Origin of the sequence: Cryobacterium sp. CAN_C2, assembly GCF_015751745.1 — a bacterium.
GTDB lineage: Bacteria > Actinomycetota > Actinomycetes > Actinomycetales > Microbacteriaceae > Cryobacterium.
On the sequence record NZ_JADOUX010000005.1, the window covers coordinates 1 to 15,856 of the forward strand.

At 65.7% G+C, this 15,856-nt stretch carries 13 protein-coding genes, 1 tRNA gene and 1 pseudogene; 12 read left to right on the forward strand and 3 right to left on the reverse strand.

The genetic code is table 11. The features are described from left to right. On the reverse strand, nt 1-1,309 hold a 1,309-nt coding region (locus IWX77_RS05685; RefSeq protein WP_196843558.1), incomplete at its 3' end, for a hypothetical protein. 425 nt (nt 1,310-1,734) lie between these two features. Between IWX77_RS05685 and IWX77_RS05690 the strand changes: the two are divergent. After that, nucleotides 1,735-1,899, forward strand: a pseudogene (locus IWX77_RS05690) (Tn3 family transposase); the annotation flags it as partial. Nucleotides 1,900-2,188: 289 nt separating this feature from the next. Here IWX77_RS05690 and IWX77_RS05695 read toward each other — a convergent pair. Further along, a tRNA-Lys gene (locus tag IWX77_RS05695) sits at nt 2,189-2,264 on the reverse strand. Between the two features lie 105 nt (nt 2,265-2,369). Here IWX77_RS05695 and IWX77_RS05700 point away from each other — a divergent pair. From IWX77_RS05700 to IWX77_RS05730, 7 genes are all read left to right on the forward strand, one after another. Beyond that, the gene (locus tag IWX77_RS05700) at nt 2,370-2,999 is read left to right on the forward strand and encodes a DNA-directed RNA polymerase subunit beta (RefSeq protein WP_196843560.1); all 630 of its coding nucleotides are present in this window, start codon (nt 2,370-2,372) and stop codon (nt 2,997-2,999) included. Between the two features lie 465 nt (nt 3,000-3,464). Beyond that, complete coding sequence (locus IWX77_RS05705; protein ID WP_297413085.1) at nt 3,465-4,049, forward strand: sigma-70 family RNA polymerase sigma factor; 585 nt, start codon at nt 3,465-3,467, stop codon at nt 4,047-4,049. Further along, nucleotides 4,046-4,987, forward strand: a complete 942-nt coding sequence (locus IWX77_RS05710) for an anti-sigma factor domain-containing protein (protein ID WP_196843562.1) — start codon at nt 4,046-4,048, stop codon at nt 4,985-4,987. The genes IWX77_RS05705 and IWX77_RS05710 overlap by 4 nt, the downstream gene beginning before the upstream one ends. Before the next feature lie 126 nt (nt 4,988-5,113). Further along, the gene (locus IWX77_RS05715) at nt 5,114-6,001 is read left to right on the forward strand and encodes an aminotransferase class IV (RefSeq protein WP_196843563.1); all 888 of its coding nucleotides are present in this window, start codon (nt 5,114-5,116) and stop codon (nt 5,999-6,001) included. 183 nt (nt 6,002-6,184) lie between these two features. Next, nucleotides 6,185-7,495, forward strand: a complete 1,311-nt coding sequence (locus tag IWX77_RS05720; RefSeq protein ID WP_196843564.1) for a UDP-glucose dehydrogenase family protein — start codon at nt 6,185-6,187, stop codon at nt 7,493-7,495. 123 nt (nt 7,496-7,618) lie between these two features. Further along, complete coding sequence (locus IWX77_RS05725; protein WP_196843565.1) at nt 7,619-8,626, forward strand: YeiH family protein; 1,008 nt, start codon at nt 7,619-7,621, stop codon at nt 8,624-8,626. Between the two features lie 195 nt (nt 8,627-8,821). After that, entirely contained in the window at nt 8,822-11,041 is a 2,220-nt protein-coding gene (locus IWX77_RS05730; RefSeq protein WP_196843566.1) for an acyltransferase family protein, read from the forward strand. Here the strand turns inward: IWX77_RS05730 and IWX77_RS05735 are convergent, their stop codons facing one another. Then, entirely contained in the window at nt 11,042-11,665 is a 624-nt protein-coding gene (locus IWX77_RS05735; protein WP_196843567.1) for a flavin reductase family protein, read from the reverse strand. It lies immediately after the preceding gene. Nucleotides 11,666-11,792: 127 nt separating this feature from the next. On the opposite strand from IWX77_RS05735, the gene IWX77_RS05740 reads away from it, so the two are divergent. The 4 genes from IWX77_RS05740 to IWX77_RS05755 all read left to right on the forward strand — a co-directional run bounded on the left by IWX77_RS05740 (nt 11,793) and on the right by IWX77_RS05755 (nt 15,755). Continuing rightward, a complete protein-coding gene (locus IWX77_RS05740; protein WP_196843568.1) occupies nt 11,793-12,560 on the forward strand; it encodes an HAD-IIB family hydrolase in 768 nt (255 codons plus the stop codon). Between the two features lie 181 nt (nt 12,561-12,741). After that, the gene (locus tag IWX77_RS05745) at nt 12,742-13,743 is read left to right on the forward strand and encodes an LCP family protein (RefSeq protein WP_196843569.1); all 1,002 of its coding nucleotides are present in this window, start codon (nt 12,742-12,744) and stop codon (nt 13,741-13,743) included. 33 nt (nt 13,744-13,776) lie between these two features. Next, nucleotides 13,777-14,847 carry an acyltransferase family protein gene (locus IWX77_RS05750; protein WP_196843570.1) on the forward strand — a complete coding sequence of 357 codons (1,071 nt, stop codon included), beginning with the start codon at nt 13,777-13,779 and terminating at the stop codon, nt 14,845-14,847. Next, the gene (locus tag IWX77_RS05755) at nt 14,844-15,755 is read left to right on the forward strand and encodes an alpha/beta hydrolase (RefSeq protein ID WP_196843571.1); all 912 of its coding nucleotides are present in this window, start codon (nt 14,844-14,846) and stop codon (nt 15,753-15,755) included. The genes IWX77_RS05750 and IWX77_RS05755 overlap by 4 nt, the downstream gene beginning before the upstream one ends. Nucleotides 15,756-15,856 lie beyond the last annotated feature (101 nt).

A 15,856-nucleotide genomic window follows, 5' to 3' on the forward strand; every position in this document is an offset into this window, starting at 1 on the left:
GGTAGGCCGTGCTCGTCGTCGACCCGTAGGTCGTTGAAGCTGATGCGCCGCCCGGCGATTGAGCCTTAGTCAGTGAGTTGCCGTTGTTCGCCCCGAAGGTCCCCGTCGAGGTGCCCGTGCCTGCAGCACCGGTCGCGCCGACGGTCGCCGTTAAGGTGTCCGCATTCCCGGTGTAGGTCTTGGACCGCTCCCGGCCGGCGGCATCCACCGCTTTGAGGACAAGGTCCTGGGTGGGGTTGATCGTGTAGGTGGTGTGGGCGACCGTAGCGACGGCGACGCTGGCGTCCGTGTTCGGGCCCGCCACGAGAGTCTGCGACGTCGACGGGTACGTGAGCCGCGTCGTTGACGTACCCGGAGACCCTGCAGTCGTGTTCTGCTGATCAATCCTGGACACCATATGGGTGGTGCCGCTGTAGGTGAACGTCGTCACGGCGCCCGTCGGCGCGGTGATCGTGGTGAGGTCGGTGCCGGTGTACGCGAACGACGTCGTGTTCCCGGCCGCATCGGTGAAGCCGGTGAGGTTTCCGGAGGAATTCTTTTGGTACGTCACCGTGCGGGTGTTGTATTGATCCGCGTTCTGGGTGATCGTGTAGGCCAGCTCGCTCGGCACGTAACTCAGCAGAGCAGTCCGAGCGGCGAGCGGTCCCGCCGTCGAAACCACGGAGGACGCCACCCCGGCGGTGTAGGTGATCGCGGTGGAGTTCCCATTCCGATCCGCCACCGCGGTGGCGTTACCGTTGGTATCAAACGTGACGACCTGCCGCGAGGTAAGATCGGTGAGCCTGTACTCGGTGCTGGTCTTGACTAGATCCTGCTTGAATCCCGCCGGCGACGTAAACGCCGTCGTCGAACCGGAGACCGGAATGAACTTCCACGTGACACCGTCACCACCCGTGTACACGATGTTCGTACCGACCAGGGACAAGCTGCCGGCCGATGCGAGCCCCAGAGACCAGTTCGTGGCCGCCGCGACCGTGTTCGACCCGGTCTGCCAGCCCAGCGAGTTATACGTTTGGCCAATCGAAACGGTGTTGTTCACCCCTGGCAGGTTCAGACCCTGCGTCGCCACGAGCAGGTTGCCGGTAGCAACATCGACCGACGCGGCGACCTGATCACTGATCCCAAAAGACAGCGCCGTCGCATTCGAACGCGACCCCGTCAAGCCGGTCGCGGCCGGTCCCGTCGGCAAGGCCGCTTGCGCGGTCTGGGCGACACCACCAACCAGGGCAGCGCAGGTCACCCCCACGATCACGGAGTGCAACGCAAAGCGCTTCCCTCGACGGGCGGGACGGGCGGCAACAATTGACAAGAGGATCCCCTTTGATCGATTGCAACAAGGCACCACCCGACCTGAAGAAGCACTCCCGCACCCTCACGACCCGACAGCAGACACACGGCGGATCCGGTTGACAGCCACGGTATGACGTTGAAAGCCGGGTCCGAAACAGAACGATATTCCCGTCCACGAACTGCGCCCAGACCCCATCCGGGGGTAGATGACCTGCCCGAGGGCAGAACTCGATTTACTCAACCTGCACCGGAGGGACGCTCAGATGCTTCTAGAGAAGGGCTTTCCATTTTGGTGCACCGGTTTACGCGGTTGTGGGGTGGCCTAACTACGCCAGGGAGATTCCGGATATCCGACATCGAGGCTCGAGGGGCCCTTCGCGGCTTGCCGCACCAGGTGTAGACAAGCGGCCCCGACTCGCTGCATTGTCCGGCGTGATACTCGAGCACGCCATCACCACAACAGGCCACCCCACTGACGACCCGCTGCTCGATCACCTCTCACCACTCGGCTGGGAACACATCAACCTCACCGGCGACTACACCTGGAACAACCCCCGCCAACCCAAAGCCGGAAAACTCCGCCCCCTGCACAGGCCCGGAAACTCTTAGCGTGGTATTTATTCCGTTTCGTGAGCTGACCCCTCTAAGGCTGGCTGCGCTGCGCCGGTGCCCAGTTCTCTGCTGGACCTGGTGGCTGATTCAGAAAATCCGGTCACGGTGTGACGGTTCGGCCAAGAAAAACACGGGGCGGCGGTTCAGCGTGGCCGGAAATTTTCCGGAGTTGGCCACGGGCGTACCCCGCGACCGGCGGACAGAACCGGCGCTCGGGCCGGAGAACGCACATGCGCACCGAATCCGGTGGATTCAGTGCGCATGTGCCGCGCCACGTGCGCGATCATGGTGGGCCCCGTCGGGCTCGAACCGACGACCCAAGGATTAAAAGTCCTTTGCTCTACCAACTGAGCTAGAGGCCCATAGGTTCTAATCTACCGTGGATTCGCGCCCAGCTTTTCTGGGTAGCGTGGAGGGCAGCAAAAAACCTGCCGTCTGAAGACCAAAACAACCGAGGAGAACCAGCCGTGGCCGACAACTTTCACAAACCCACCCTGTTCTCGGTGAACAAGTTCGAGGCGTTCCAGGGTGGCGACGATCCGGCCCATATCAGCCGCGTCGCGCACGAAACCGCGCAGGCCCTGCTCAACCGGGTGCGCAGCGACCCCGACCCGGAGACGGTCGAACGTCTCGTGAGGTATACCGACGAGAACGGCATCGACGCGGTCGCCGAGCTCTGGTCGAGGGCCACGCCGCGCAGTCTGCCGGGCGCGCTCTGGCGCATCTACCTTATTCGCATGCTCATCCGGCAGGATCCTGAGGGTTGCGCCTACCTCTACCAGCGGGGAACGGATGCTGCGGCCACGATCGATCCGCTCGTCGCGGGCGCCGCGGTGCCCACCGGTCCCGCCGAGATCATCGTTCTGGCCGACGAGATTCTGCGCGGGCTGTTCACCGGCGACTTCGCCGTCGCGCTGGATCGCGGCGCGGCGTATTGCCGGGTCACCGCGGTCGGCGCGGCGAGCATCGCCGACGATCTTGAGCTGACGGAGCCGCACCGCTCGTCGGAGCTGACCACCCGGGCATTGCGCTTCTCGACCACCGCCGCCGAGTTCGCGGCCTGCGCGCGCCTCTGGCGCCGCGACTCCCTGGAGTAGCGGGCCCGGGCCTTCCCATTTACTTGCCCGGCCCGGACCCGGAAAGTGGGCCCATGTTCTATCCTGGGCCTGCGTTCACAGGGTGGGACCCGACGGGCGCGGATCGAGATCGCCATGTGCCCACGGCCTCGCTGCCCGAGTAACCCCAGAATCCACTGTGCGCCGACGGCGAACATTCGCCGCCGACCGCCCTGCTCGAATACACTGGAAGCTGGTCGGGTCGCAGTAATCCCGGGTTCCATTATTCGCCGCTTCGAGCGGCCTCGCGCCGAGAGGTGCTCTGCGGCCCGACCTTCTTCCCTACCACCTTCACGACACCCGCCCGCGGACCGCAACCTGGCGCTGCACGGCGAACCGCGCGGGGAATCCGTTCACGCGGATGACTTCTCAGATCGACCAATCCGTTACCGACTTCGCACCGAACCATAGTCATGGAACGGGACGAGACCTGACATGCTAGATCTCATGACTGTTGATTCCGCCGGAGACCTCGCGCCAGCAGCCCCTGCCACCAAGGAGGCGTTGCTGGGTCGAGTAGCCCACGGCGACCAATCGGCCTTCGGAGAACTGTATGACCAGATCTCCCCGCGAGTGCTTGGCCTGGTCAAGCGTCTGCTCGTCGACCACGCGCAGTCGGAAGAAGTGACCCAGGAGATTTTTCTGGAGATCTGGCAGTCGGCGTCACGGTACGAACCAACTCGTGGTGGTGCGAGCACCTGGATCCTCACCATGGCACACCGGCGAGCGGTCGACCGAATTCGGTCGTCGCAGGCCGGACGTGACCGCGACACCAAAATCGGAATCCGTGATCTGGCAGTGGCCTTCGATCACGTTGCCGAAACTGTTGAAGTACGAATCGAACATGAAAGGGTGGAGAAGGCGATGACTCGATTGACACAGCTGCAGCGTCAAGCTGTGAGCCTCGCGTATTACGGCGGGCTGAGTCATAGTGAGGTCGCCGACATGCTCCACATTCCTTTGGGCACCGTGAAAACGCGGCTCCGCGACGGACTCATCCGCCTGCGCGACGAATTGGGCGTGGCATCATGACCCGCGACGGCCGTAATGATGCCGAGCAACACCCGGCCGACCTCGCCGGTGCCTACGCCCTGCATGCCCTCGACGAGCACGACACAGCCGTGTTCGAGGCGCACCTCGCCGACTCCGAGCGAGCCCGCATCGAGGCTGCCGAGTTGAACGACACCGCGGTGGCCCTCGGCCTCGCCGTGGCACCCGTGCAGCCCTCGGCCTCGCTCAAGGCCAACCTCATGTCGATGCTCGCGTCGACCCCGCAGCTTCCGCCGGTGCCCGCATCGCGTGCCGCTGGCCCCGCCACAACGGATGCTGCCGCGTCCGTTCCCGGTGCGACCTCCGTCGTTCCCGCGCCGACGTCCGGCGGCGACGCGCCTGCCAACGCTGCGCCTTCCGGTGCCGGCCTCAACCGGCCGGTCGCGGACATCCACTCACGTAACGGTGCAGCCAGCAGCACGCACCTCTCAGCGACGGCATCGGAGCGTGCCCAGACGCGCTGGTTCAAGCGTCCGGCGCAGTTCTTGCTCGCTGCCGCAGCCGCAGTGGCGCTGTTCGTCGGCGGAACCTTCCTCGGCCAGACGCTCAACACCAACCAGTTCGAGTCGCAGCAGGCCTCCGGGCTCGCGCAGATCAACGCCGCCGCCGACTCCCAGCGCGCCGCGACGACCACCGCCGACGGCCAGGAAGCCACCCTGGTCTGGTCCAACAAGCTCGGAATCTCCGCGGTGCTGGTCGACAACCTGCCCGTGCTGCCGAGCAACCAGGACTACCAGCTCTGGTATATCAACGGTGAGGGAGCGGCCTCGGCCGGAACCTTCGACTCGAGCGGGGATGGCACCGCCTGGCGCGTGCTCGAGGGCAGGATGCGCGCCGGCGACCAGGTTGGCGTCACCGTTGAACCTAACGGAGGGTCCGACCAGCCCACCAGCAACCCGATCGTCGCCTTCCAGAGCTGACCTGCTGGCCGCACCCGCCGTTTTGGGTGCAGCCACGATACGCCTGGCCCGCGACCGACTCGGGCTGCTGGTGGACGGCCGCATCCGCTTGCCGCAGCGCGCGGATGCGCGAAGTAGGCTCGGTGCATGAGACTGCCCTTCACCCTGCTGATCGACCCCGTGCCCGCCGACTCGCTTCGACAGAACTTTGACGGCACCTTCCACGAGATGGAGTCCAGCGCCCCGGCCCTCCGAGTGGGGGAGCTCAGCACCCAACGCGGCGACGGAGTCTTCGAGACCCTCGCAGTCGTCAACGGCCACCCGCAGGAGGTCGAGCCGCACGTCAGCCGGTTGCGCAACTCCGCGCGCATCTGCGAGCTGCCGGCGCCGAATGCCGAGCAGTGGCGGGCCGCGATCGCGTACGCCGTCGCGCGCATTCCGCAGCAGGGCGAGATAGCGCTCAAGTTCGTGCTCAGCCGCGGCGTCGAGCACGGCCCGGCGCCAACCGCCTGGCTGCACGCGAGCGCGGCGGCGGACTTCAGCGGGGTGCGCGCGAGCGGCGTGCGTGCGATCACCCTCGACCGCGGCTACCCGCGCGGCGTGGCCGAACGCGCCCCCTGGTTGCTGATGGGCGCCAAAACCCTCAGCTACGCCGTGAACATGGCGGCGATCCGCGAGGCCCACCGGCGCGGCGCCGACGACACCATCTTTCTCACCACCGACGGCTACGTGTTGGAGGGCCCGACCTCGAGCGTCGTGTTGCGCATCAACGGTGAGTATGTCACGCCGGCGCCGAGCGGGGCCATTCTGCACGGAACCACGCAGCAGAGCATGTTCGACTACCTGCGTGCGCGGGGCGAACGGGTCGACTATCGTGATGTCACGATCGGCGAGCTTCGCCAGGCGGATGCCGCGTGGCTCGTCTCGAGCGTGCGCCTGGCGGTCTCCGTGGTCGTCCTCGACGGTGGCCCGTTCCCTGCGGACCACCCTCTGACCAGCGCACTGAACGCGTACCTCCTGGCCCGCACCGCCTGAAACGGCGGCCCCTGCCCCGGACGGCCGCCCCGCCCCGGCCCACCTTCTGAAACCGGGCCCACGATCATGGGCCCGCTTTCCGGGCCCGGGCCCGGAAAGCACGGGGGCATCCACATGTTTACAGGTCCGAATTGGGACGACGTGCCGCGCCCACTATGCTCTGGGGGGGACCGAGAGGAATAAATGAGAATTTCTGTCATTGGATGCGGCTACCTGGGTGCCGTACACGCGTCGGCCATGGCCGAACTGGGCCACGACGTCGTCGGAATTGACGTCGACGCCGCCAAGATCGCCCAACTTGCCATCGGCAGGCCCCCGTTCTTCGAACCCGGACTGCCCGAGGTTCTCACGTCGGCAATGAACAGCGGTCGCCTGCGCTTCAGTACCGACGTAGCCGATGCCGCCGGCTCACAGGTGCACTTCATCGCCGTCGGGACTCCGCAGAAGCCCGGCAGCTACAGCGCGGACCTGCGCTACGTCGATGCCTCCATCGAATCGCTCATTCCGCATCTGGCCGACGGCGACCTCGTCGTGGGCAAGAGCACGGTGCCGGTGGGAACCGCCGCCCGCCTGGCCGAACTCATCGAGGCCGGCAGCGGAGCATCGCTCGCCTGGAACCCCGAGTTTCTGCGCGAGGGATTCGCCGTGCACGACACCATCAGCCCCGATCGCCTCGTTTACGGGATCGCCCCGGGCGCGGCCGGCGAGCACGCCACAGCGCTGCTCAACGAGATCTACGCCACGGCGCTCGCCGCCGACACCCCCCTCGTCATCACCGACTACGCCACCGCCGAACTCGTCAAGGTCGCCGCGAACGCGTTCCTCGCCACCAAGATCAGCTTCATTAACGCCATGGCCGAAATCGCCGAGGTCACCGGGGCCGACGTCACCCAGCTAGCGGATGCGATCGGCTACGACGGCCGGATCGGCCGCCGCTTTCTCGGTGCCGGGGTCGGTTTCGGGGGCGGCTGCCTGCCGAAGGACATTCGCGCCTTCACCGCCCGCGCCGAAGAGTTGGGGCGCGGCGAGTCCGTGGCTTTTCTCAAAGAGATCGACAAGATCAACCTGCGTCGCCGCCAGCGCGTCGTCGACCTCACCGTCGGGGCGCTCGGCGACTCCGTCTATAACAAAAAAGTCGCGGTCCTCGGCCTGAGCTTCAAGCCGCACTCCGACGACGTGCGCGACTCTCCGGCGCTCGACGTGGCCGTGCAGCTGCGCGGCCTCGGTGCCGAAGTCGTGGCCACCGACCCGCAGGCCATCGAGAACTCGCGGGCGCGCCATCCGCAGCTGCAGTACATGGAATCGCTTGAGGACACCCTGCGCGGAGCGGATGCCGTTGTGCTCGTCACCGAGTGGCCCGAGTTTCGGCACCTCGACCCGGTCTGGGCCGGCTCGCTCGTGCGTACCAAGACGGTGGTCGACGGCCGCAACGCCCTCGACCCGGCAGCCTGGCGCGCCGCCGGCTGGACCTACCACGGCCTCGGGCGCCCCTAGCTCTCTCCCAGAGCGCGTTCCGGGCCCGGGCATGCCTGTTCTGGCGGGGCGATCGTTCGCGCTTGCGCCCCGCCCCCCGCGACTTCGATCGGTCAGCTCGCGGGTCCGCCTAGACTCGTAGGAATGTGGTTTCGGGGAATTCTCGTGGCGGCCGTCGCTGCCCTCGTGGCTTGGGGCGTGCACGTCGCCGTACCCGCCATCCCCCTGCTCACCATGGCCATTGTGCTTGGAATCGTCATCGGCCAGATCCCGGCGGTGCGTCCGGCGCTCGCTGGGGTTCTCGCGCCCGGCCTGTCCGTCGCCGCGAAACCGTTCATGCAGCTTGGAATCGTACTGCTCGGCCTCAAACTCAGCCTTGTCGACATTGCCGAGCTCGGTTGGGTGACCATCGCCAGCACCGTCGCGATCGTGCTGCTCACCTTCGTCGGCACGCTCGGCCTCGGCCGCTGGTTCGGCCTTCCCGGGCATCAACCGTTGCTCATCGCGACCGGATTCAGTATTTGCGGCGCCTCGGCGATCGGTGCCATGAGCGGCGTCGTCAAGGCCAAAGACGAAGAGACAGCCACCCCGATCGCGTTGGTGACCCTGTGTGGAACCCTCGCGATCGCCGTGTTGCCGCTGCTGTGGCATCCGCTCGGCTTGAGCGCGATGCAATTTGGCCACTGGGTCGGCGCCGGTGTGCACGACGTCGGCCAGGTCGTCGCTACCGCCCAAATTGCCGGGTCGGGAGCGCTCGCCGTTGCCCTTGTCGTGAAGCTCACGCGCGTGCTCATGCTCGCCCCGATCGTTTCGGTTGCTTCGATCGTGGAACGCCACCGCCTCGACGACCGCGCGCTTTCACCAACGGATGCCGATACTCCCGGTGCGCCGCGGCCGCCGATCATTCCGTTGTTCGTGGCGGGTTTCATCGCGGCCACGCTCGTGCGCACCCTGGTGCCCCTGCCCGCTCAGGTTCTCGACGCCGCCGATCTGGTACAAACCGCACTGCTCGCGATGGCACTCTTTGCTCTCGGCACGACCGTCAACCTTGGCGGACTACTGCGCACGGGCGGCCGGGCGCTCAGTGTCGGTCTGATCTCCTGGGCATTCATCGCAGCCCTCGCCTTGGGCGCCGTGGCCCTGAACGGGTAGGGCCACTGGCATCCGCTCGCTGGAAATTGTGCTCGCCGCGCAGGAGTCGGCCTGCACCGGCGAGGTTGTGTCGGTCAGGTAAAAACTCGTGGGCCGGGTTTGCATGACGAGTTGAGATTACGTCATAATCTCAGGGCGTGCCCGAACGCTGGGCCCAACAGGTACCAGTTCCGAAACCCGAGTCGGAGGCTATACATGTCCGTTCAGTCCACCCTGGAAACTCAGCAACGCGCACCCGACCCGGCCAGCCCAGCCGGCGGCAAATCTGCCACCCGCACGTTCCGTGGTGACATTGAAGGACTGCGGGCGGTCGCCGTGATCGTTGTCATTCTCGACCACCTGCTCGGCTGGCCCTCGGGCGGTTTCATCGGCGTCGATATTTTCTTCGTCATCTCCGGCTTTCTCATCACGAGCCTGCTGCTCAAGGAACATGCCCGCACCGGCCGCATCTCCCTCGTCGACTTCTACCGCCGGCGCATCCGGCGCATTCTGCCGGTCTCGCTGCTCGTGCTCGTTGTGACGGTGGCGATCGGGTTCCTGCTGTTGCCGAGCGCCCGCGCCCTGAGCACCCTGTGGGACGGCGTGTTCTCAGCCTTGTTCGTCGCCAACTGGCATTTCGCCTTCGTCGGAACCGACTACCTGCAGGCCACCAACGCCGTCTCCCCCTTGCAGCATTACTGGTCGCTCGCGGTGGAAGAACAGTTCTACTTTGTCTGGCCGTTCCTGCTCATCGTCATCTTCACCCTCGCCGGCCGCCGCACGCTGAGCGCCCGCGCCCTCATCACGACGGTCGCCGTCACCACGGGTGTGATCACCCTTGCATTTCTGACCTGGAGCTTCGTGGAGACCTCCACCAGCAGTGCCATCGCCTACTTCTCCACCGGAGCCCGAGCCTGGGAGCTCGGCATCGGCGCACTCCTCGCCGCGTCCGCGCCCGGGATCGCCAAGCTGCCCACGGCTCTGCGCCCCGTGCTCGCCTGGCTCGGCCTCGCCGTTATCGCTGCGAGCCTGGTGCTGATCAGCCGCGACTCGCCGTTTCCCGCGCCCTGGGGCCTGCTGCCCGTCGCTGGAGCCGCCCTCGTCATTGCCGCTGGTATCGGCCGGCCCGAGCAGCGCCTCCTGTTCCCCCTGACCAACCCCCTCAGTCGCTACGTCGGTAAAATTTCCTATTCCCTCTATCTCTGGCACTTTCCAGTGGTCATTCTGCTGGCCACCGTCTTCGCCACCGACTCGCCGCTCTATCTGCCGCTCGCCCTCGTGCTCATGGTCGCGCTCTCGGTGTTCTCCTTTCACCTAGTCGAAGACCCCATCCGCCATTCGCTCTGGCTCGAAAACTCCCACACCCGCCAGCGAGAACGGATGCTCCGCCCCGCCCCCCAACGCCGCTGGGGCATCAGCGCGGCCCAAGCCTGGATCGGCGCCCTTGTCGTCGTGACCCTCGTCATCGTTTCGGTCTCGTTCGTCGCCCTGAACGCCCGCACCGCGTCCGGCCCGTCTGCGGATGCTGCTCCGATCGGCGCGGGCGCCGATCGGGGAGTGGAAACGCCCACCGAACCCGCCACCCTGCTGGCGACCCGGCAGGCCGCTATCACGGCGGCCCTCGCGAGTACCGCCTGGCCCGAGGCTACCCCGGCGTTCGACGCCCTCGGCGACAACTCCGGCGTCCCGGAATGGGTCGACGACAACTGCCTCTCAGTCAGCAAAAAGAACGCCGTCGGCTGCCTCTACGGCGACCCCCAAGCGGCGAAGACCGCTGTACTGCTCGGCGATTCCATGGCGATCAGCTACATGCCGGCCATTCGCGCGGCGCTCGAACCGCTTGGTTACAACGTGCAATCGTTGACCATGTTCTCCTGCCCGGCCGTTAATATCTCGGTCGCGCCCAAGAACGCCTCCGACGCGTCGGCGGCCACGTGCAACGACCACCACGCCTGGGTCTACGCCGAGGTCGCCCGACTCTCGCCCGACCTCGTGATCATGTCGAGCCTGGCCGCATCCATCGTGCGCCTCGCCAGCGGCAACGAAGGAGCCGCCGCCCTGACCGAGTGGCAGACCGCGACCGCCGATACGATCACCTCGTTGCAGGGGTCAACTGACCACGTTGCGGTACTCTCGCCGCCGCCGGCCAGCACGCCGTTTTCCGAGTGCAAGACTCTCACGAGCGCCCCGGAGGACTGCGCCTACAGCCCGTCGAGCCTCTATCAGAAGGTCGTCGCGAGTGAGCAGGCTGCGGTCAGCCAGCACGGCGGCTTCGCCCAGTACGTGAACGTCGTGCCGTGGCTCTGCGTCGACAACAGCTGCCCCGCCTTCATCGACAGCACGCCGGTGTTCTTCGACGGCCAGCATTTCGTGCGCGAGGCGAGCGCCCAGCTCGGCCCGCTGCTCGCCGAGGCCCTGTTCCCGCCGACCGCCTAGCTAGTGCTGGTGCGGGCGAAACTCGCGCGGCCAGTCGCTCGCGCGAATGCGCTTGATCTCCTTGACCTCGCCGATGGTTCCCCACTCATCGAGGCCCAGCCGCGACAGCGGTCGCAGCTTCTCAATAAGCGGATGCGCCCCGTTCAGCACCGCAGACGACACCGCGATGTGCGTGACCTCGCCGAACACGAGGGTGCAATCGCCGAGCTTGAGCGTGGAGTGCAGGCGGCATTCGATCGCCGCGGGGGACTGGGCGACCCGCATCGAGCCCACGGTCAGGCTCGGCTCCCGAGTGAGCCCGGCCCGGTCGAACTCGCTCTCCTCGGGCCCGAAGTCGGTGCCGGTCGCGTTGACCTCCTCGAACAGCGACTCCGGCGTAAAGTTCACCACGAAATCCCCGGTCGCGAGAACATTGCGCACGGTGTCCTTGACGCCCACCGAGGTGAACTGCACGATGGCCGGCGACACGGATGCCACGGTGAAGAACGAATGTGGCGCCAGGTTGTCGACACCCGCCGCCGACCGGCTCGACACCCACGCAATCGGCCGCGGCACCACGAGCGAGTTCAGCAGGCGGTAGAAGTCGCGGCGGGGCAGATCCCGGGGGTCAAAGTCAGTACGCACCCGCTCAGGCTAACAACTGCGGCGCCCTCGGCCCGGGCGCATGCCAGCGGCGCGCCGCCGGCGGGTGGCATCGCACGCACCGGCAGCGCACACGGCCGAGCCCTGCTCACGCCGATAGAGTGGACTGATGCCTCTTCTTCCCCGCCTGGTGGCCTTTGACCTCGACGATACGCTCGCACCGTCCAAGTCTGCGCTCGATCCGACCATGATCGACCTGCTCGTGAAGCTGCTCGGTGTCACCGAGGTCTGTATCATTTCCGGCGGCCAGTTCGGTCAGTTCCAGGCGCAGATCATCGACAACCTGCCCGAGATCAGCCCGGAAAAACTCGCCCGCCTGCACCTCATGCCCACCTGCGGCACGCAGTATTACCGCAGCGACGCCCAGGGCTGGACCCAGGTGTACGCCGAGAACCTCAGCGACGACCAGAAGACCCGGGCCCGCGATTCGGTCGAGCAGACCGCCCGCCGCCTGGGCTTCTGGGAGAGCGACACCTGGGGCCCCATTCTCGAAGACCGCGGCTCCCAGATCACCTTCTCCGCACTCGGTCAGGCCGCCCCGGTGGCGGCCAAGATCGCCTGGGACCCGACCGGTGAGAAGAAGAATGCCCTGCGTGAGGGCGCGCAGGCACTGCTACCCGACCTCGAGGTGCGTTCCGGCGGGTCGACATCCGTTGATATCACCCGGCAGGGCATCGACAAGGCCTACGGAATGAAGCGTCTGGCCAGCCTCACCGGTGTCGGCCTCGAAGACATGCTGTTCGTCGGTGATCGGCTCGACGAGAACGGCAACGACTACCCGGTCAAGGTGCTCGGCGTGGAGTGCATTGCCGTCGAGGGCTGGCCCGACACCGCCGCCCTGCTCGAGGACCTCATTCCCCGCTACGTCACCGTCTGACCCCGCTACGTCACCGTCTGGCCCCGCTACGTCACCGTCTGGCCCCGGGGCTCACCTCTCCACGCGACTCGTGCTTTTACCCCCAGTTCGAGGCTGACTCTGCGTTGCCCCATTCCGCTGAAGGGGAGACCGGCCTACGGTATGCACACCGCTCCCGAAGGCGGTCTCAGGAGGCAGTACCGTGCCCTACACACTTCGACACCGGCGCCGCAAAAAGGTCTGGCGGATCACTCTCGCCAGCATCATCTCCCTCTCGCTTCTTGCGGCCGGAATCGGGGGTGTTGGCGCCTACAAAATCAGCCACTCCTTTGACGACCAGGTCGCCACTCTCAGCACCGTCTTTCCGCCCGACAATGTGCGTCCGGCGCCCAGTTCCGGCCAGGTGGCCGAAGCCCAGAATATTTTGGTGCTCGGTTCCGACACCCGCGGCGCGCACAACACCTCGATCAACGACCTGACCGGACAACGCTCCGACGTGATCATGATCGTGCACATTCCAGCCAACCACGAAGGTGTCTGGGTTATGTCGATCATGCGTGACAGCTGGCTGGAAATTCCCGGCCATGGCCAGGCTAAGATCAACGCCGCGCTCTCCTGGGGTGGGGTGCCGCTCGCCGTTCAAACCGTAGAAAGTCTGATCAAGACGCGCATCGACCATGTCGCCGTCGTCGATTTCGAGGGTTTCCAAGCCATCACGGATGCCCTCGGCGGCGTCGAAATCGACAACCCTGTCGCGTTTGCTTCCTCCAAAATCACGGGCCACAGCTTCGCCGTCGGCAAGCAAATCGTGACCGGCGCCGAGGCGCTCGCCTACTCGCGGGAACGCTACGCTTTCGCGGACGGAGACTTCACCCGAGTGCGCAACCAGCAGCGCTTCCTCAAGGCCATGCTGAGCACCGTCATGAGCTCCCGCACCGTGACCAATCCGGCCACCCTCGTCCACCTGATCGAGGCGGTGACCCCGTGGCTCGCGGTAGATGACGGCCTCGACTTCGCCTACCTCACCGGCCTGCAGCTGCAGCTGCGCGACCTGCACGGCAGCGATCTCACATTCTTCACCCTGCCCACGAGCGGCACCGGAACCTCGGCCAACGGGCAGTCCATCGTGAACATCGACACCGGTGCGTTACCCTCGCTGCAGCGGGCCTTTCAGACCGACTCGTTCGAGGACTACCTTCCCTAACGGCCGGGCGAGATACCATAGCGAGTTTTTCTCGTGTACATTTCGCATGTGCAAGAGATGCGGGCCGAGAACCGCGAGTGGATCAACTTCGCCAAGGGCGCGGCGATCATTCTCGTCGTGCTCTACCACTCGTCGTTGTTCCTCAACGACCTCGGGCTGGCCGGCGGAACACCGCGGTTGCGCCTCGTACTGGGCTTCTTTCCGATGCCGGTGTTCTTCTTCATCGCCGGACTCACCGCCCGGCGCATGCTCACCTGGAATCTGAAAGATCTTTGGCGCCGTCGTCTGCTCACGCTGGTCTATCTCTACCTGCTGTGGTCCGTCATCCGTGTCGGGTTTTATCTCGTCGTGCCGCACCTGCGTGGTACAGAGCGATCCCCGACCGACCTGCTCAACATTGCGCTGCTGCCAGTCTGGCCCACCAGCAGTTACTGGTTCATCTGGGCCCTGACCATTTTCACCCTGCTCGCATGGCTGCTACGTAAACTCCCGGTCAGCGTGCAAATCGGACTCGCGGGCGTACTGGCGATCGTGTCGACAACGCCGGGCGTGCTCGACCTTGACAACGTCGGCTGGGACCGGGTCGCCGCCAACTTTGGGTTTTTCATCGTCGCCGTCTATTTTCCGCACACGGTCTATCGTCTGGCCGCGCGGGTGCGCGTCTGGCACGCGATCGTGCTCGTCGCCGCGTATGTCGGCCTCGCCGTGCTGCTCGTGCCGCTGCACCTCTCCCGTCTGCCCGGGCTGATTCTGCTTGAAAGCGCCGTCGCCGTCGCGATGGGCGTCGCCCTGGCGACCCTTTTGGTGCGGGTGAAATGGCTGAACTTCATGAGCACGCTCGGCCAATACAGCTTTCAGATCTACCTGTTGCACCTGTTTCTCGTGGCCAGCGCCCTCGCGTTGCTCGCACCGTTCGCCGAATCACCCTGGCTTCAACGCGCCGGCAACGCCCTGCCGTTCCTGCTCGCCGCCGTCGCGCTCGTCGCTTCGCTCTACCTCGCCAAGCTGCTCCGCCGGTTCGCCTTTCTCTGGGTCAGTCCGTTCCGCAAACGCCAGACCAAACCGGTCTCGCGTCGGGCTCATCAGAACGGAGATCTGCCGTGAAGAAACTCTCGTCCGTGATTGCCTTCGCGGTTTCTGTTGGTCTGCTGCTGAGCGGATGCTCCGCCGCTCCCGCCGCGCCCGTCGACAACGCGCACAGCAACTCGGTCGTGCTGCACAACGACGTGCAATACGGCACCGCTCGCGGCCAGAAGCTGCTGCTGAACGCTTGCCTGCCCAAGGGAGAGAAAGCCCCGACCGCGGCGATGATCCTCATTCACGGCGGAGGCTTCGACAGCGGCACCAAGGACTTCGGCGGTATGACCGCCCTCTGCTCAGAGCTGGCCGACGGCGGCATTGCGGCCTTCTCCGTCGACTACCGACTGGCGCCGGAATTCGCCTATCCGGCGCAGGTGAACGATGTGACCGACGCGCTCGAGTGGCTGCGCGAGCCCGCCCAGGTAGCCGAGTTCGGTATCGACCCCGAACGCATTGGACTGTTCGGCAGCTCGGCTGGCGCGATCATCGCCTCCTCGATCGGAACCAACGGTACCGGCAGCCTGACCAGCGGCGACCGGGTCGCTGCGGTCGTGGCGATGTCACCCGCGGTTGACCTCACCGAGAACGGACTCCAGCTCGGTGACCCATCGAAAATGGCAATCGCATCCATTTTGCAATACCTCGGCTGCGACGACTTCGCCGACTGTCCAAACGCCCACGACGCATCGCCGTTGTACTCCGTCGACACGACCGACCCGCCGTTTTACATTGCCATCTCCAAAAAAGAACTCGTTCCCGTCGAGCAGGGCCAAGCCATGGCGCGCGCGCTCAAGGCGGTCGGTGTACCCGTCACGCTCGACGTGAAACCCGGTAAACGACACGCATTGGAACTCCTTGACGAGGCGACGCGAGCGAGCATTCGTCAGTTTCTCATCGACAATTTGGTGAACACTTCCACACGGACTGATTAAATCCTCGGTACCAACCGTCCATAAGTGAGGATTTTTATGCCAACATAGGGTCCTGTCGTCGTGCACCCGAAGCACGACGCGCCGATCACGCGGGGAGAAGC